10 protein-coding genes are annotated in these 18,659 nt (G+C 54.2%); all 10 read right to left on the bottom strand.

Features of this window, described 5'->3' with window-relative positions:
- Positions 1-399: 399 nt before the first annotated feature.
- Positions 400-3,135, bottom strand: a complete 2,736-nt coding sequence (locus NSQ80_RS02255; RefSeq protein WP_339301182.1) for an alpha-mannosidase — start codon at positions 3,133-3,135, stop codon at positions 400-402.
- A gap of 57 nt (positions 3,136-3,192) precedes the next feature.
- Positions 3,193-4,191, bottom strand: coding sequence for a glycoside hydrolase family 130 protein (locus tag NSQ80_RS02250; RefSeq protein WP_009223904.1), 999 nt, complete (start codon positions 4,189-4,191; stop codon positions 3,193-3,195).
- A gap of 91 nt (positions 4,192-4,282) precedes the next feature.
- On the bottom strand, positions 4,283-5,602 hold the full coding sequence (locus NSQ80_RS02245) for a glycoside hydrolase family 125 protein (protein ID WP_036644398.1): 1,320 nt from the start codon (positions 5,600-5,602) through the stop codon (positions 4,283-4,285).
- A 447-nt stretch (positions 5,603-6,049) separates the two neighbouring features.
- On the bottom strand, positions 6,050-9,169 hold the full coding sequence (locus NSQ80_RS02240; protein ID WP_339301179.1) for an alpha-mannosidase: 3,120 nt from the start codon (positions 9,167-9,169) through the stop codon (positions 6,050-6,052).
- Positions 9,170-9,174: 5 nt separating this feature from the next.
- Entirely contained in the window at positions 9,175-11,475 is a 2,301-nt protein-coding gene (locus tag NSQ80_RS02235; protein WP_339301177.1) for a glycoside hydrolase family 3 N-terminal domain-containing protein, read from the bottom strand.
- A gap of 107 nt (positions 11,476-11,582) precedes the next feature.
- Entirely contained in the window at positions 11,583-12,500 is a 918-nt protein-coding gene (locus tag NSQ80_RS02230; RefSeq protein ID WP_009223900.1) for a carbohydrate ABC transporter permease, read from the bottom strand.
- Positions 12,501-12,524: 24 nt separating this feature from the next.
- Positions 12,525-13,454 carry an ABC transporter permease subunit gene (locus NSQ80_RS02225; protein ID WP_009223899.1) on the bottom strand — a complete coding sequence of 310 codons (930 nt, stop codon included), beginning with the start codon at positions 13,452-13,454 and terminating at the stop codon, positions 12,525-12,527.
- Between the two features lie 83 nt (positions 13,455-13,537).
- A complete protein-coding gene (locus NSQ80_RS02220) occupies positions 13,538-15,031 on the bottom strand; it encodes an ABC transporter substrate-binding protein (protein WP_009223898.1) in 1,494 nt (497 codons plus the stop codon).
- Positions 15,032-15,230: 199 nt separating this feature from the next.
- Positions 15,231-16,760: a response regulator transcription factor gene (locus tag NSQ80_RS02215; protein ID WP_260071533.1), complete on the bottom strand. Its 1,530-nt coding sequence runs from the start codon at positions 16,758-16,760 to the stop codon at positions 15,231-15,233.
- The gene (locus tag NSQ80_RS02210; protein ID WP_339301175.1) at positions 16,753-18,576 is read right to left on the bottom strand and encodes a sensor histidine kinase; all 1,824 of its coding nucleotides are present in this window, start codon (positions 18,574-18,576) and stop codon (positions 16,753-16,755) included. The genes NSQ80_RS02215 and NSQ80_RS02210 overlap by 8 nt, the downstream gene beginning before the upstream one ends.
- Positions 18,577-18,659 lie beyond the last annotated feature (83 nt).

The following is an 18,659-nucleotide window of genomic DNA, read 5'->3' as shown; positions in this document are numbered from 1 at the left end:
CACCACCATCCCCATCTCCATCCCCATCGCCCACACTCTCGCCTTTTCCCTGATCCCTTACCTCATCCCTTACTTCATCCCTAATCTCATCCCTAACCATACTCTTCCTTTGACCCTACCCTAATCATCGGTCCCCCATTTTCTTCACTCCCCCTTCGTTTGCCTTCCACTACTCCTTCGTGCCTTCCACTCACCCTTCACCCTTCACCCTTCACTCGCCGTCCTCATCCTCTTTCCTCCTTCCTCTTTCTCTATCACCTCTCTGAACAAAAGGGATAATCGCGTAAAAAAGCCCCAAAGACAAAACAAAAAGGTTACCCCGCCATAACATAACAAGTTATGGCAGGATAACCTTTAATCCTTAACTTCCCGGTTCAGGTTCAAGCGTTCCCCTGATTATTACCGGCGAACTCCGATGGTTACGATCTCGCATGGGCCGGCTAGCAGGGACAAGCTGCCTGCTGCGTTCTTGGCCAGCGGTGCCGCTTCTTCTTCGAGAATCGTTGTTTTATAGAAATGCTCATGTGGGATGTTCAGGCCGAGCGTCAGCTCTGATGCTTGCTTGCTCATGTTGAACCAACGCAGCAGCAGGTCGCCGGTCGTCTCGTTCATTTTGAGCGAGGAGAATGCCATCTCTTGGCCTTCCCATTGGAACGGTGTATACGACGGGGACAAGTTCCCTTCGTGCATTTCCGTTTGGCTGAGCGTCCACGGAATTTGGAACTGGTAAGCTTCCGTAAACGCGCCGGACGTCATACCGTCGCCGTTATGCGGAATCAGCTCCATCCGGGCGGTGTGCACGCCCAGGCACTGTGCTTCCGGCGTCGGGAACAAGCCCCAGTCCCCGAGCTCGCCCACAGAGCGGAGCAACGTCACGGCGATCGTGTTCCGGCCGTCGCGCAGCACTTCATATTCGTTTAAGCCAAGGTTGGCTACGGTCAGACCGGCCCCTTCACCGCTCACGTCCACGAACGCTTGCTGATGTTGGGTGTTGCTTGGGTTTTCCCACTCCGGTGCCGGTTCAATGCTCCGTTCGGCGATTTCAAACATCGAATCCACTTGATGGACCGATGCTTTCAGGTCAGTTGGGAACAAGGCACGGATGCGATGATCCTTCGCCGTGTTATCGATTGTCGTCTCGATGTGAACGCCTTTGCCGGCCGCCTCCAGCGAAATGACCGTACGCAGCTTCAGCGTCGTCAGCTTGCTGCTGCGCTGCGCTTTGCGGTGCGGATAGTAAACCAGCTCGCGCATTTCTTCGTCCAGCTTCTCATCAGCGGACGCCGGGATCTCCCAGTCATGGCAAATTTCCACGGAAGCGCGGTACGGTTCGTCCTCTACGATGCGGATTTGCGCAGCCAGTCCTTTCGTGGTCAGCGGCTTTTCGCCTTCCGGCTGTTTGTACATGTACTCGTTGCCGATATCGCCGGTGTCCTCATAGACGCCGAGATCACGGTACACTTGGCCCGTCGCTTTATCGGTCAATGTAAACGATCCGTCTTCGGCAATTTCCACCTTCAGGTTTGCGTTCTCCATGACCCGGTTGCCCGTGAACAACGAGGCCGGCTTGGTGGCAGTTGCCGCCGATTTCCGGCGCACCCACGCGTAGGTGCGCAGACCCAGCGCAGCCACATCGGAAGCCTGGAACGTCAGCTTGACGCGGCGGCACATGTACGGCTGACGGAACTTGTCGTCCGGCAAATCATAGCCGAACAGCAGCCCGAGATCCTCCACCGTGCAAGGCACCGTGTTCCCCTGCTCGTCGACCAGCTCGCGGCCTGACAGGTCGACCGCCTTCATGCGGCGGCCGGTCTCCTCGAGGCCGAGGCCGTCGCGCAAATACAGGCGGGCAGCGTCCAGCTCGATGGACACTGTGCCCGTGCGGCTCCAGCCGGTCGTGTTAAACACGACCAGCGGCAGCGGGTCTTCGCCATACTGGGCGAAGACGGAGGTGTTCACCGCATCCGCGATCACCCGCTTGCTGTCGTCGATGAGCGCCTCAGCAACGTGGCGGCTCTTCGCGAAGCGGGTGACCATCTCGCGGTGAACCTCGTCTACGCTGCATCCGCAAATGCTGTCGTGCGGATGGTTTTGCATCAAGGTTTTCCACGCATACGTAAACAGGTGATGCGGGTAATCCTTCCCGAGCAGATTCGCGATCGAGGCGAGCGGCTCGGCGACTTTTTCCAGCAAGGCCTGGCCGACCTGGTTCATCTGCTTCAGATACACGCGCGAGGAGGCGGTGTTCACCAGCGTCCCCCAACCGTCGGTGCGCTGGCTGCGCAGCTCGCCCTTGACGGTGGACAGCTCGCGGCCTTCCAGCGCCGCTTCCAGCTCGCGCAAATAATCCGGGAAGTTCGAATGGATGAACTTCGTGTCCGGGTACAGCTTCTCCGCCGTACGAATCGCTTCCGGCAGGTCCAGTTGCAGCGGCTGATGGTCGCAGCCGTTCATGAAGAGCAGCTCGCCGGTGGCTGCGTATTTCTCCGCATCCGCCAGCTTGCGATCCCAGAACGCCTTCGCTTCCGCTTCGTCCACCGGCACCTCATTGCCGTTGGAATACCAGTTGGCGAACAGGATCCCCAGCACCTTGGAGCCGTCCGGTCCTTTCCAGATCAGCTCTGAGAAGGAGGACTCATACCCGCCGTCGGATACGGTATTGTTGAAGCCGGTCGGCTTCACGCCGCGGCCAAAAAAGGCGTTACGAATCCCGGATTGCAACATCAATTGCGGGATTTGCCCGACGAGGCCGAAGGTGTCGGGGAAATAGCCGATCTTCGCGGGCGCACCGTATTTTAACGCGTCCTGATGGCCGATTTGCATGTTGCGGATATTCGCTTCTCCGCTCGTTAGGAACGCATCCTGCAAAATGTACCAAGGTCCGATGAGGATGCGGCCTTCGCGGATGTATTTTTCCAGACGCTCCTTGTTCTCCGGTCGTACTTGCAAGTAATCTTCGATGATGATCGTTTGACCGTCGAGATAAAAGCTGCGGAACGCCGAATCGCCGTCCAGCTTATCGAGCAGCGCATCCACCAGCTCAACCAGACGAACGTGATGCTTCTCGTACGGCAAATACCATTCCCGGTCCCAGTGCGTATGGGAGATGATATGGGCCGTTCTTTGCTTGCTCATTTCTCTAACCCCCGCTTTCCTCCGTGGTTTGTAATTTGGTAGATGAGCTTTTGTTCCTTACGCTTCTGTCTCCAGCGGATATTCTTCCATGTACTTCAGCAGCTCGTCCACGGTAGTGAAGGCCAGGCCGGTAACTGTATCCGCACAGCCGTAGTAGATCGCGATCCGGCCGGTTTCGGCGTCAGTCAAAGCGGCGCAAGGGAACGTCACGTTTGGCACGTCGCCGACGCATTCGTACAGCTCTTCTGGACCGAGGATATAGTTACGCGAACGCGCTTTGACGATCCACGGTTTGTCGATGTCCAGCAGGGCGCAGCCCATGCGGTAAACGAAGCCGTTGCAGGTATTGATGACGCCGTGGTAGATCAGCAGCCAGCCTTGGTCGGTTTCGATCGGAACCGGTCCTGGGCCGATTTTTTTCGATTGCCATGCAGAAGCATCGCCGTTAATCGTACCCATCACATAGCGATGTTTGCCCCAGAAGGTCAGGTCTGGGCTTTCGCTGTAGAAAATATCGCCAAACGGCGTGTGGCCCGTGTCACTTGGGCGGCTGAGCATCGCGTAACGTTCACCGATCTTGCGCGGGAACAGCACACCATTGCGATTGTACGGCAAAAAGGCGTTTTCCAGCTGATGGAACGTCTTGAAGTCCGTCGTGTACGCAATACCGATCGTTGGGCCATGGTAGCCGTTACACCAGGTGATGTAGTAGCGGTCGCCGATTTTGCAGACGCGCGGGTCGTAGCGGTATTCCCGTTTGGTCACTTCCTCGTCGCCTTCGAATTGGATTGGCTCGTGGTTGATTTTCCAGTTGATGCCGTCGTCACTGAATCCTGCAAAAATATCCATGCTGACCGAACGCGAATCGCAGCGGAACACACCGGCAAATCCGCCTTCAAAAGGCACGACTGCGGAGTTGAACACGCTGTTGGAGTTCGGGATCGCATGACGCTCTATGATTGGGTTTTGAGAGTAACGCCATACCGGGGCGTTCGAGCCGGCCGGTTTGTCTTGCCAAGGGATATTTTTTAAAGGTTCGCCGATAATTTTGCTCATGGTCAAGTCTCCTTTGAGATATGTGGGATATGAATTGGGGGCGCGTTCGCATCCTAACGGACACTTTCAGCGCCGCTTGCAGATCGATGCGTTACAATATACCTTCCTGCATCGCCTGGTACACCAGCTGCGAGAACAAGCTGTTCGACCAAGCGAACCATTTGCGCGTAAACGTATTTGGATCGTCGGCGTGGAAACCTTCATGCATGTAGCCGGTTCCGGCGTCGGTCGCCTCCAGCATTGCGATCATTTCCAGCTTCTCTTCCTTCGTTTGCGCGGTGAGCCCCTGCATCGACAAGGCCATATGCCAGATGTAATTCTCTGGTGTATGCGGGCTGCCGATGCCTTTGGCTGCTTTGCCTTCGAAGTAGAACGGATTCTCTTTGCTCAGGGCAAAACGCCGTGTATTTTGATAAATCGGATCGTCTGCGCTAACGTAGCCCAGGTACGGAATGGACATGAGGCCCGGCGTGCCGGCGTCATCCATCAAGCAGTAGTTGCCAAAGCCGTCGGTTTCGTAGGCGTAAATCGGACCGAATTCCGGATGGCGGTAGATCCCGTACAGCTTAATGCCGTGGTCAACCTCAAACTCCAGTTCCTTCAGTTCGGCCAGGAAGTCCATGTCGCGGAAGACCCACTCGGCGAATTCCTGCATTTGACGCAGCGCCACAACCGCAAACATGTTGCCCGGAATGTTGTAATGGAAATCGCAGGCGTCGTCGCTGGAACGGAAGCCCGACCAGATCATTCCCGTATAGTTCACCGGCATGCCCATTCCGTTGTTCCGCAAGGAATCGGTAGGGATTCCGTTGTTGCGGGTAAAGCGATATGGCGATTTCTCGAAGTGATGCTGCTCGGTTTTGAACACTTCGTAGATTTTCCGCATTGCGGATTTAAAGCCGGCATCAAAAATATCGGTCTGCTCCGTTTCCTTCCAATACGTGTAGGCCAAGCGGACCACGAAGCACAAGGAGTCGATTTCGAATTTGCGCTCCCACACCCATGGGGACATCTCGGTCACGTCAGTTGTATTCCAGTGCCAGTCGTTGGCCGACTCGTTAAATGCGTTCGCGTACGGATCGATATGAACATAATGAATATGGCGTTTGATCAGTCCGCTGATGATCCGCTGCAAATCGGGATCGTTCTTGGCGAACGGCACATAGTGGATTACTTGCTCCACGGAATCGCGCAGCCAAGAAGCCGGGATGTCTCCGGTGATGACGAAGGTGGTTCCGTCGTCCATCAGCTTGGTTGTCGTCTCGAGCGTGTTCGGAAAACAATTCTTGAACAGCTGCAGCAATTTCGGACGATGCGCCAGTTTCGTTTCGGCCTCGGCCAGTACATCCTTAATGGATTGCGGCAATTCCAGCGGCGGCATCGGTATTTTCGGGAGTCTAAATTGTTCCATGAGCTTGTCTTCTCGCTCCTTTATAGGTCATTTCATTTGGCTTCGTTTCGTTTCGCTTCTATGATCTTGAGGGCGGTTGGGCTGGCGGGCGACGGGCAATCTGCAAATTAACGGTAAATCCTACTGCTAATTCACCAGTTTCCCGCTAAATCGTTCATTTAACGGTAAATCGTACAGTTAATTTAGCCTCATTGGCCGAAGTCGGCGAAAATTCGTTAAATTAACGGTAGAAATTCCAGTTAAATTACATCCATCCTAAGAAAACGGCTGAATTAGCGGTACTTTTTCCAGTTAACAGTCTGATAGCTTTCCTGCCACCATTCCTGCTAACCTGCTAGCATTCCAGCTAACGTTCCCGTCAACTATCTTCTGACTATCTTGCTAACCATCCCGTTAACTTGCGAGCTGACTTCCCGCTGCCAACGTGCACCAACCCATCTTCACCCATTACTTCAACTTCAGCGTCTTAATTTCATACGGGGCAAAATCGAGCTCGATCCGCCCTCCGTCCGCCAGCGTAATCGGCTCCAGCTCCCGCTCCAAAGCGTCGGACCGGAACGCCGCCGAAACCGGCTCGTTCCAATTTAGCGCCACGCGTTCGCGGCCGCCTGCCGATTCGTACAGGCGCAGGATCACGCCGTCGCCGTCCTCGGCCAGTTTCACCGTGTCGAGCACCACGTGCTCGCCTGTAAACCCGAGCAACGCCCCGGTGGAAGGCAGCGAGCCTTCATGCGATTCTGCCGCCCATACTGCCGGCGCATGGTTGAGCTCTGCCGCCGCGCGCACCGTGTGCGCAGTCTGCCAGTCGCCTTGGTGCGGGTACAGCGAATACGTAAATTCATGCTCGCCCAGATCGGCGGTCACGTCCGGCCATTTTGGCGCCCGCAGCAGCGACAGGCGAATCGTGCTGCCTTGGATGTCGTAGCCGTATTTGCAGTCATTTAGCAGGCTGACGCCGTATCCGCGTTCGGAAACGTCGGCGAACCGGTGTCCGCACACCTCAAATTGCGCCTGCTCCCAGCTCGTATTGCGATGTGTTGGACGTTCCAGCGCCCCGAACGGAATTTCGTAAGTCGCTTTGTCCGTAACGAGGTCGATGGGGAACCCAACCTTCAGCAGCTTGTGAGCTTCGTTCCAATTCACCTTCGTTTGGAAATCAATCCGCTTGTTGTGATGATACAGAATCAGATCCTGCGTGATTTCCGATTGACCAATACTCCAGCGGAAGCGCAGTACGTCTTGGACGGGCCCGCTTGCAACCAGACCGCTCTCCAGCAATACAGCCTCGCCGGCCGGTTGCTGTTCATAGCGCGGGTCAATGTCCCAAGCATCCCACAGCGTAGGACGGTCGTGATAGAAGTGGAAGCGGTTTGCGCTTTCCCCGGATTTCACGATCTCCCGTCCGGCTTCCTTATCCCACAGGCTGACGATCTCGCCGCGGTCGTTAAATTTCAGGCGGTAGAACTCCGTTTCCCACTCGCCTTGGAACGCTTGGCTTCCGTCCAGGGAATCCGCCTTAGTTCGGGCAACTGCTCCCGCTTCGTTCCGCAGCCAAATCGTCTTGTAGCCAAACGCCGGAACCTCCGGCACGCGGACCCAAGCCGCGGTTTCTCCGCCAAGATCCGTCCGCACATCCAGCTCAAGCCGTGTCCCCTGCTCGTCGTAAGCAACCGCGCCGCTCCGATAAGCTTGTTCCGGAAGGGACACGATCACATCGCGCGTCCAGCCTAGGCTGTTAAAGACGATGTACGGCGTACCTTCGCCCGTGGTCGATACCCGTTCAGCCAAAGTCGTCAGGCCCTGACGCAGCCCGGCGTTTCCTTTCTCAAAAATCTCTCCATATTCTTTCGTCGATGTCTCGTACGCTTCGGTAATCGCCGAACCCGGAATGATGTCGTGGAACTGGTTCAACAGGATCAGCTTCCAGCCCTCCTGCAGCGTGCTTTGCGCCTCGCGTTGCTGATCCTTCAGCATCGCCGGAGCGGCCAACGCGTTCCATAGCTCCGCCTCGCGGTACAGGATCTCCGCTTTGCGATTGCTGCGCTTGTTGCGCCCGTGGGTCGTATACGTCCCCCGGTGCAATTCAAGGTACAGGTCGCCGTGCCATGCCGGCAATTTCGGCTGCGCCGCTTCGATGCCAGCAAAGAACTCCGCTGCCGTGCTATATTCGCTTGCCGGCTGACCTACCATCAGATCAGCGCGGTGAATGTACTCCAGCATTTCACGGGTCACCCCGCCGCCGCCGTCGCCATGTCCGTAAAGCAGCATTTGCTCCGGATGGACCGCTTTTTGGCGATACGATTGCCAGTGATCGTGAACGTCCTTCGGCAACGTATTTTCATTTACGCCGTGGTTCAGATACGACAGCATTGGCGTGCCGTCAATGCCGACCCAATGGAACAGGTCGTACGGGAATACGTTAGTGTCGTTCCAGCCAAGCTTGGTCGTCATAAAATAGCGAATCCCGCCATGCTTCAAAATTTGCGGCAATGATGCGCAATAACCAAACGTGTCTGGCAGCCATTCAATCTCCGAGGTGAAGCCGAACTCCTCCTGATAGAAACGTTGCCCGTACAGCATCTGCCGCATCAGCGATTCGCCGCTTGGCAGGTTCAAATCCGGCTCTACCCACATGCCGCCAACCAATTCCCAGCGCCCCTCCTTGATCCGTGCCTTCACCCGCTCGTACAACTCGGGGTCGTTCTCTTTCAGGAAGGCGAACAGCAGCGGTTGGCTTTGGGTGTAGCGGTATTCCGGGTATTCGCGCATCAGCGCATCAACCGTCGAGAACGTCCGGCTCGTCTTGCGCACCGTCTCCCGCACCGGCCACAGCCAGGCGATGTCGATATGCGACTGGCCGACCATGTGGATCAGGCCTTCGGCATTGCCGCCGATCGCCTTCACCCGCTCGGTGAGCCGCTGTTCCAGCTCGGTAATCGCTCCACCCTCGCGAATCGCTTCCTTGTCCAGCGCCACGAACCCGTCCATGGCGGCATACAGCGCCTCGATCAGGCGGGTGCGCCGAAAATCCTGTTCCGGCAGCAGCACCGTGGCATCGCGGACAACCGTTGCCGTATACATCAAGCTTTGCACCGGCCGGTTCACCAGTACCAGACGGCTGTCGATCCGCGAAATCGGCGGCTGAATCACCGCTTGTTGGTTCAGCGGATCCACCGGTTCAGGGATCGGGTCATACAGCTCGATTTCCAGCGAGAGCGGGCCTTGTCCCGACTCCTGCGGAAGCGTCACGAACGTATGGTTCCGGTCCAGGCCCTGGGCCGATTTGCCATTGATGCGCAGCAGCCCTTCGCCGCCGGAGGCAAAGATGAGGCCCACCTGCCCGCCGCGCCACCCTTTCGGAATCTCCAGTTGGGTACGGAAGAAATACGTGGTTCCCTGCGTGCTAGGGAAGCGCTCGAAGGCTTGTCCCTCCGAATATTCAGTTTCCTTCGTGTAGCTGCCGGGAACCTGGTATACGGAAGAAGTGATCTCCCACCCGCGCAGCTGGATTTGATCCAGCCACTGGGCTTCCGATAGTTCCCGGATAAAACGTCTGATGCGTTCCATATCAATTAATCCTCCCGCACAAAGAGATTGGCGCTCAGCGTATCATTTACGTTCTTGCCGACGTGCACCCGGAATTCGCCCGGCTCCACCACCGGTTTATAATTCTGGCCGATGTATTGCAGCTGCTCTGGACCGACCGTAAATTCCACGGTCTGGGTCTCGCCCGGTTGCAGGAATATTTTACGGAAGCCTTTCAACTCCTTCGCCGGCCGGGTTACCTTACTTGCAACATCGGTAATATACAGTTGAATGACTTCCGCACCAGCACGTTCGCCGACGTTCGTCACTTCAACCGTCACCTTCGTTGAGCCGTCCTTATTAATCGTATCGGACTCCAGCTTTAAATTGTTATAGGTGAATTCGGTATAGCTCAGTCCGTACCCAAACGGATAACGCGGCTGCGAATCGCCTTCCAGATACCGTTTGCCCCGCGAACGTTTGCCGTGGTAGTAGACCGGAACCTGTCCAACATGCTTTGGAATCGAGATCGTCAGACGTCCCGATGGATTCACGTCGCCGAAGAGGATGTCGGCGATCGCATGCCCGCCTTCTTGCCCCGGATACCAGGCTTCGAGGATCGCATCGGCGTGCTCGTCGATCCACGGCTCGGCAATCGGCCGTCCGTTGATATAAACCACCACGAGCGGCTTACCCAATTTATGAATTTCTTGAATCAGCTCCAGCTGTACGCCGGATAAGCTGAGGTTCATGCGGTCAATGCCTTCGCCGCAATCCATGTCGCTCTCCGCATTGTCGGTCACTTTGGAAGCGCCGGTGCGAAGGTCAATGGTCCCCTCGCCAAAGTCCCGTGCGCTTGAGCCACCCACGACCATAACCACCGTATCCGCCTTCTCCGAGCAAGACAACGCCACGTCAAAACCTTCCCGGGAATTGCCGTTGATCCGGCAGCCCGGCGCATACAGCACCCGTTCCGGCGTTTCAGCCAGCTTGCTGCGGATTCCACCGAGCACGGTCGTAACCTTGGACCGCGGCTGTGGCGAGGTGTAGTCGCCCAGCTGGTTGTACCCCGCATCGGCGTTCGGCCCGATAACGGCGATGGTACCGGCGTCCGCCGACAGCGGCAGCACGCCGTCTTTGTTCTTGAGCAGCACAACGCCTTCGCTGGCCAGTTGCCGGGCCAGCTCCACATGTTCCGCGCTGCCAATCACCCGCTCGGCCCGCTCTGGGTCGGCGTACGGACGTTCAAACAGCCCGAGGCGGAATTTCAGCGTCAATACGCGGCGTACCGCGCGATCGAGCACTTCCTCCTCCAGCTGTCCCGACCGTACCGCCTCCACCAGATGCTTGCCGAACATCACGCCGGACATCTCCATATCGATGCCCGCGCGGATCGCTTGGATCGCCGCGTCCCGTCCGTCCTCTGCCACATCGTGGCCGGAGGCGAGCATGTCGATCGCGCCGCAGTCAGTGATGACCATGCCGTCAAACCCCCACTCGCCGCGCAGGACGCCGTCCAACAATTCCTCGTTGGTCGTACATGGAACGCCGTCGATCTCGTTGTAGGCCGGCATGATCGAAGCCGCACCGGCTTCCACCGCCTTGCGGAACGGCAGCAGGTCGACCTCCAGCAGTTCGCGCCGTCCCATATGGACTGGGCCGGCATTTCGGCCGCCCTCGGAGCTGCCGTAGCCGACGAAGTGCTTCAGCGTAGCCGCCACGCTGTCCTCTCCGTCCAAGCTCTCCCCTTGCAAGCCTTCGACCGAAGCCACGGCCATTTCGCTGATCAAATAAGCGTCTTCGCCAAAGCATTCTTCGGTCCGGCCCCAGCGGGGATCACGCACAACGTCGAGGACTGGAGAATACGTGACCGCGCCGCCCTGGGCGCGCGTCTCCCGGGCCACCGCCCGGCACATCTCGCGATACAGCTCCACGTTCCAGGTGCTGCCGAGCGACAGCGGTACCGGAAACACCGTGGCGCCAATGGCCATATGGCCGTGCGAGCACTCTTCCCCGATCAGAATCGGGATGCCGAGGCGCGAGTTCTCGATGGCGTACCGCTGGATGGCGTTCACCGCCTCCGCACCTTCGCGCGGCGACAAGCCGGTTTCCAGCGTCACGCCCGTCCACGGATCGGCGCGCAGTACGCCGTATAACGAACCGACGCCGCCGTTTTTCACCTGCGCCTTAAACGCTTCGGTCAGCTTAATCTCTCCATCTTTATGCTCATAGGTCTGCCAGCCGAAGGGCTGAACCAGCTGGCCGGCCTTTTCTTCCAATGTCATCAGCCCGAGCAAATGCTCTACTCGTTCCGGGATGGGCTTCGAGCTGTCTTTATATAGCAACATCTCCACCTCGCTCCTTTCATTTTTCTCCTTGATTCCAAAAGAGTTCAAAAATGATTCAAACTAGAAAATTCACTTTTCAGCATCGAGAAGGTTGGATGAAGCTATATTTATTCTTTGACAGCGCCTACCGTAAGTCCTTGTACAAAATACCGTTGAAAGAACGGATATGCAAAAATAATTGGCAACGTTGCCAGCACGACCATCGCCATCCGCGAAGTGTCCTGCGGAATAGATTGCATCGCGGCCAAGCTAAGCGAAGTGTTCTGCGAGTTTTGCTGAATAAACGCAATACTCGATTCGATCCGCATCAGCATCGACTGCAGCGGCACCAAATTCGGATTGTCGATATACAGAAGTGCGTTAAACCAGTCGTTCCAGTAACCCAGCGTGCTGAACAAGCCGATCGTAGCAAGACCTGGGAGCGACAGCGGCAAGACGATCCGCAGGAAAATATAGAAATCGCCGGCACCGTCAATCCGCGCCGATTCAATAACTGCTTCAGGAACGCTTGTACTATAAAACGTACGTAAGATCATGATGTAGAACGCATTCATTGCAAGCGGCAAAATTAGCGCCCACAACGTATCTTTCAGACCCATCAGCTGGGATACCACCATATAGGTTGGAATCATCCCTCCGTTAAACAGCATGGTCACAATCGCAAATACGGAGAAAAATCTCCGGTACCGGAAGCTCTTCCGAGAAATCGCGTAAGCATAAAGCGCAATCATTGCCAAGCTAAGGATCGTACCTACCAGCGTGACAACGATCGTTACGCCATACGAACGAAGCAGAGAGTCGCCGCTCTCAAACACGAAGCGGTAAGCTTCGAGACTCCATTTGGCCGGCAGCAGCCGGTAACCGTCTGTTGCCAGCGTCTTCTCATCGGTAAAGGAAATAATCACAACAAAGATAAAGGGAAACACACACATAAACGAAAAAATACCGGCGATCAGGTGCAATACGGCGTTCCAGCCGCGAGAGACATGATGAAAATCTTTGCTTTTTCTAGCCATCTCCGCCATACCTTGACACTCCTTTCAGCTGTTTTAAAATAGGGCGCTGTCTTTATCCATTTTGCGCACGATGAAGTTAGAAACCATGACGAGAATAAAGCCTACCACCGATTGATAAAGACCGGCCGCCGTACTCATGCCGATTTCCCCGGTTGTTTTTAGACCGCGGTATACGTAAGTGTCGATGACGTTCGTGACTTGATAGAGCGTACCCGAATCTCTTGGCACTTGGTAGAATAAGCCGAAGTCGGCGTAGAAGATCCGCCCTACCGCCAGCAGTGTCATGATAATGATGATTGGGGAGAGCAGGGGAACCGTGATGTTGCGGATTTGCTGCCATTTGGTCGCACCGTCAATCATCGCCGCTTCATAAAGCGATTTGTCGATACCCATGATCGAAGCCAGGTAAACGACACTGTTGTAGCCGATCGTTTTCCATAGGTTGACGAATATCAAAATATAAGGCCAATATTTTGGCTCCGAATACCAGTTAATTCGCTCCACGCCAAACCAACCTAAAATCTGGTTAATCATCCCCCGGTCCATGCTCAGGAAGCTGAACGCAAAGTAGCCGACGATAACCCAGGAAAGGAAGTAGGGCAGGAACATCCCGGTTTGATACACTTTGGCCATGGTCTTGCCGACCAGCTCAGACAACAGAATCGCCATCGCCACGGAAAGGATGAGTCCAATGAAAATAAAAGCAAGGTTGTATAACAACGTGTTGCGGGTAATGGTAAAGGCATCGTTTGTACTGAACAGGAACTTGAAGTTTTCCCAACCTACCCACTCACTCCGCGCGATACTCGCCCAGAATCCGTCACGGCTGAAGCGGTATTGCTTAAACGCCGTAATCGTACCGACCAGCGGAAGGTACGAGAAGAAGAAAAACCAAACGGCACCCGGCAACACCATAAATAACATGACTTTATTCTTAAGCAGGTTTTTGAAAAATGCAGCCATGATGTTCCCCTCCTGTCGAAAAATAATGAAAAAGGATCGGGCGCAACTATCACCCGCCCGATCCCTCTCTATCTCTATAATGATTACTTGTTGTTTTCAGCTCTCCAGGCATCGAGCTGAGCTTGGGCTTCAGCAATCACCTTGTCCAGGCCTGCCTCTTTGAATTTTTTGATTGCTTTTGGCAGGTATTCCGCCGGATCAACCGTACCCGTCATCAACGAGGACCAGAATTGCTCTTTTACGTTTTGTACAGCGGCCATTTCGGTAGCTACTTTCGTGCTGTCGAAGTTGAAGCTCAGGATTGGCGAATTCACGCCTTCTGCGTTAAACTTCTTGAATTGCTCCCATTTGTCGTCTGGGTCGTTGGCATTCAAGTACAGGAGCATGTTGTTACCCAAAGAGTACGAAGGCATGTCGTAGTTTTTCGATTCTGCCAGGTTTTCGTAGTGGGTGTCATCGATTTTCTTGTAGTGAACGCCTTCGATACCGGAGTCAACCATGTTGCGCAGCACCGGATCGGTGTTCAGCAGGTTCAGGAATTCCATTGCTTTCTCCGGATGTTCGGAGTTCGCGGAGATCGCCATGATCGAACCTTGTACGGAAGTGTTCGTGATAATCGCGTCACTTGCCGGTGTAGATACTACAGGGTAGCCGTAGCTTGCAGACCATAGGTTATCCGCCAGCGGCTGGGTTTGTGCACGGTCCATGAACCATTGACCGGAAGTCATCAGGTCGCTGGTAGAGCCAGTTGTAGCCGCTTCCGGAGCTACGTAACCTGCTTTATAGTACTTGTGCATCAAGTTCAGAGCTTCTTGCATTTCCGGCGTTTCCAGGATGTTTACGATTTTATAATCGGTCGTATCCAGTTTTACCGCCATCGGCAGGTTTTGAATAATGTAATCGTAAGGAACATACGGAACGTATTCTTTGTTCATTGCGAACGGCGTTACGCCCGGTTCATTTTCTTTAATCGTTTTCAACAATGGCTCGATGCTTTCCAAGGAACGAACGTTCGAGATGTCCAGGTTATACTTGTCCAAGAACGTTTTGTTGAAGCGCCATACTTCTTGTTGCGGAAGTTCTTTGTTCGCCGGGATCCCGTAGTTATGCCCGTCGACTTTGGAGCCTTCCAAGAACGCAGGGTCGATAGTGTTCTTCAGGTCTTGTCCATATTGCTCGAGCAGCTCGTCCAGTTGCAGGAACGCGCCTTTTCTAGCGTTTTGCACGTAGTCGAAACCACCTGCGGAAGTGAAGATGATATCCATCGGTTCACCGGAAGCGACGTTCACTTGCATCTTTTGTGCGTAGTCGCCCCAGTCGATCATTTTCATCGTAATTGTTGCATTGATTTTCTCTTTGGTGTACTTGCTGACTTCTTCCATTACGCGGTCTACGTCTTTTTGAGGCGTACCGATCGTGTACCAAATCAGGTTAACCGGTTCCTCCGAGTTGCCCGCTGCGGCTCCGCTGTTGCTGCCGCTGTCCGCGTTCTTGCTTCCGCCGCATGCGCTCAGAACAAGCACCATGGCCATCAGAGTGGCAAGGACGAAAGAAAAACTTCTTTTGCTTTTACTCATGCTGATCCTCCCTTTTGAATCTCTTTTATTTTGTTCGACTAACCTAACCTTACCGAATGAAAGCCATTACAAAAAGAAGATAAACTTAAAAAATTAAGGTACAAATTAAAGAAAAGGACAATACCCCGGAACCAAGGAAAACCAACCGATTTAGGTGGTTAAAAATCTCCTTGCTCCAGGGTACCCTCCCCTATTCGATCTAATGCAGTGCCTTAAAGTCGGTGGGGGAGATCCCCACGTATTTCCGGAACTGCTTATAGAAATAACCGATCTCCCAGTAGCCCACGCTCCGCGCGATTTCGTGCACTTTGAGATTGGTATTTTTGAGTTGTTGCTTCGCCTTTTCGATCCGGTACTTGTTAATATACTCGGCAAAGGACACCCCCGTCTCCTTGTGAAATAACTGCCCGAGATACACCGGATGAATATGGTATTGCGCGCCCAGCGTTTTGAGCGACAGTTCGTCGGCGTAATGCGAGTCGATGTAGTTCAACACCTGATGCACCACCGGATTCTTAGCATCCTGTAGAAGCGAACCAACCGTCTCCTCCGCCAAATTTACGAGACTTTGGACCAGCTCTTGAAACGAATCACAGCGCTGGACACGTTGAAGCGTGTTCTTAAACAAGTCTGTCTCTTCCGTATATTTAATATGCTGAAGCTCCATTTTAAAGCGGACCACCAGTTCCAAGGCGATATTCTGCACATCCTCGGGACGAATGCCCTCCGTCTGCTTCAACCGCTCGAAATCTTGGCAAATCCGTTTTCTTAATCCATCCTTATCCTTCGCCAAAATCAACTTGGCGTAATCGTCCCAGCCTAGCGGATAGCCGCTCTCCAATACGCCGCCGGCGCGGGTACTCTCTAGCTGCTTGTATTCCATCGTCCGCCGTTCCGGATAAATCAAGTAATATTCAAGGGCACGCTTGGCTTGCTTATAGCTGAGAGATGCCGCTTCAGGCAACCGTCCCACATTACCTACGCCCATTTGAATCGTCTGGTTCATGACTGACAATTCCAGGGACAGGTGCTCCATCAGTTCGGCAAAAGTCCGCTTCTCCTCTGCCCCGGCAGGAAGGGAAGCCACGATTCCAATATCGCCATCTACATCGTGGAATAGGGTGATTCCCCGCCACGCCTTGAGGTAACGTTCAGCGCGATCAAATACTTCGGCCGAGTTGCCTTCGGTGCGCAGCATCGCCACCGCAACATAAGGCCCCTGCAAATGCAAGCCCAGCAGCTCGGCTCGCTCCTCGAATTCCGCAGCCGCCATCTGCCCGTTCAGCCAGCGGTAAAGCGTGTTGTCCTTCAGGATTTGGATATCATAGGCGTCGTAGAGTCCGTTTGTATCCACGCTGTCCAGCTTCTGCACCGTGTTGCGCAGCGTCGATTCCAGCTCCTCAACATTAATCGGCTTCAGCAGGTAGTTTTCAATGCCAAGCTTCATGCCCTCTTTGAGGTAATCAAACTCGTTAAATCCGCTCAAAATAATGACCTTCAATTCCTTGTGCAGCTTCCGCGCCTCGGAAATCAGCGTTAACCCGTTCATGACCGGCATGGAGATGTCCGTGATTAATACATCCACCGGCTTCGTAGCAAGGGCGTCCAGCGCCTGCTGGCCGTTCTCTGCGTGTCCGACAATTTCCAAGCCAAACTGCGGCCAGTCCACGATATCGTATAAGCCTTCGATGATGAACGGTTCGTCATCGACGATAAATACCTTATACATCTTCCCCCTCCATTCCTTCCCGATTCGGAAAACGAACTGTGATGGTTGTCCCGCTGCCGGGCGTGCTCTCGATCTTGATTCCGTAGTCCGGGCCGTACAGGAAACGAAGCCGCGAATGTACGCTGCGAAGTCCAAACATTTGCCCGGTTTCTTCTTCCCGCTCCAGCTCCCGATGGATTTCCGCCAGCCGGTCGGGTTCGATGCCCTTCCCGTTATCTTTGACCACGGCCACCAGCGAATCCCCGTCTTCCCGCACCTCGATCTTAATCCGGTTGTCGCTTTGGTCGGTTTGGATGCCGTGGACGATATAGTTCTCCACGATAGGCTGCAGGGACAAACGGACGATCGCTTTGCCCAGAAGCGAAGGGTCGGCTTGAATCTCATAGCTAAAGCGATCCCGGTAACGGATACGGAACAACTCTAGATATAATCGGCAAGCTTCCAGTTCGTCCTTAAGGGTGTAGTTCTTCTTTTGCTGCACCATGCTTTTGAACAGGACGGACAAGCTGTAGATCATCTCACCCACATCTTTCGCGCCTTGGGAAACGGCCCGCATCCGGATAACCTCCAGCGTATTGTACAGGAAGTGCGGATTGATCCGCGCCTGCAACGCAACGAGCTCGGTTTGCTGCTGCTTAATCTCCGCTTTGAACACCCGGTCGATGTATACATTCAGCTCGTCCAGCATGTCATTAAAGCTCTTGGAGATCTGCCCCAGCTCGTCCTCCCGGAACTCGTCGATCCGTGCGGTGAGATCCCCGTTGCGAACTCTGCGGGTAAACCGAATAATATTTCGCGTGCGTTTGGCGAAATTGCTGATAAACAGCGCCGGGATCAGGATCGCAAACAAAATGCAAATGGAGCTGATGGTAAAGATCGTGTTGCGGAGTCCGTGATAAGTTTTGGCCAGCTCCTCTTTTGGAACGGTACTGAGTACGGTGTAACCTCCCTGGCTTTGCGTCAGCTTAGTGGCAATCAGCCCTTCACCCAGCACCCCGGTATCGTACATAGAGTTAATTTGTTCGGCATACGGGTATTTCTGATCATAATAGGTTCCGGAGGAATCAAATAATACGCTGCCATCAGCGGACAGCACCAAGATGGATCCTTTGAGTTCATCTTCGTACATCGCGAGGCTGCCCCATACCTTGTCGGTATCGAAATACACGTCGAGCTGCCCGATGTTGCGAAGCGATTGCTTATTATTGATGGGGATGCGGACCGAATACATCGGGAGATCTGGCAGGCCCACCGTTTTGCGCACCCAGATGTTAGCGGCTCCCACGTTCACGCCTTCCTCCTGATACATCACATCAGGGATGAAGGATCGGGCCTGATTGGTAGGGATAATCTTAAATTGCTTATCGCTGCCAAAAACATATAACTGTTGCAGATCTGCGCTATATAACATCAAACTGCGAATGTCCGGATCGTCGTCGACCACGTTACGGAAATACAGAACGGTGTCGGTTGACGAATTATTTTCCGTATAAAAACGGTCCAAGCGGTAATTCACGTAATCCTGATACGGATGCTCCAAGAAAAAAGAAGTGTTCGAGGCCAACTCCTCGTCACGATAAATGCCCCGTACCATTGCCTGTACAGATTCGTATTTGCTGCCAATGTAATCGCTGACACTTTCGATTGCCCGCTTCTGAATGTCCAGTTGTCTCTGTACCGCGGACTCTGACATAAACATAAACATCAAATACGAAAAAGTAATAATCGTAACGATGGTGATGACTGAAAAAAACAAAAGAATCTTCATGAACAAATTGTTCTTGAAGTAATTGCGATAGATGCTCCGGATGAACATGTCTTCCCTCCTCGCACAAGGTCAATTATACCATGCCTTTGGCACTGCATGGGTTTGCAGTTCTTGGCTCAGCAGCACCATAT

Source organism: Paenibacillus sp. FSL K6-2441, assembly GCF_037964765.1.
In the GTDB taxonomy this organism is placed as follows: domain Bacteria; phylum Bacillota; class Bacilli; order Paenibacillales; family Paenibacillaceae; genus Fontibacillus; species Fontibacillus phoenicis.
Note: the sequence above shows the minus strand (reverse complement) of the source record. Positions and strands in the feature narration are given on the sequence as shown.

Bases quoted from the DNA above. Each gene is read 5' to 3' on its own strand.
- NSQ80_RS02255 (WP_339301182.1), bottom strand. From the start codon at position 3,135: ATGAGCAAGCAAAGAACGGCCCATATCATCTCCCATACGCACTGGGAC.
- NSQ80_RS02250 (WP_009223904.1), bottom strand. From the start codon at position 4,191: ATGAGCAAAATTATCGGCGAACCTTTAAAAAATATCCCTTGGCAAGAC.
- NSQ80_RS02245 (WP_036644398.1), bottom strand. From the start codon at position 5,602: ATGGAACAATTTAGACTCCCGAAAATACCGATGCCGCCGCTGGAATTG.
- NSQ80_RS02240 (WP_339301179.1), bottom strand. From the start codon at position 9,169: ATGGAACGCATCAGACGTTTTATCCGGGAACTATCGGAAGCCCAGTGG.
- NSQ80_RS02235 (WP_339301177.1), bottom strand. From the start codon at position 11,475: ATGTTGCTATATAAAGACAGCTCGAAGCCCATCCCGGAACGAGTAGAG.
- NSQ80_RS02230 (WP_009223900.1), bottom strand. From the start codon at position 12,500: ATGGCGGAGATGGCTAGAAAAAGCAAAGATTTTCATCATGTCTCTCGC.
- NSQ80_RS02225 (WP_009223899.1), bottom strand. From the start codon at position 13,454: ATGGCTGCATTTTTCAAAAACCTGCTTAAGAATAAAGTCATGTTATTT.
- NSQ80_RS02220 (WP_009223898.1), bottom strand. From the start codon at position 15,031: ATGAGTAAAAGCAAAAGAAGTTTTTCTTTCGTCCTTGCCACTCTGATG.
- NSQ80_RS02215 (WP_260071533.1), bottom strand. From the start codon at position 16,760: ATGTATAAGGTATTTATCGTCGATGACGAACCGTTCATCATCGAAGGC.
- NSQ80_RS02210 (WP_339301175.1), bottom strand. From the start codon at position 18,576: ATGTTCATCCGGAGCATCTATCGCAATTACTTCAAGAACAATTTGTTC.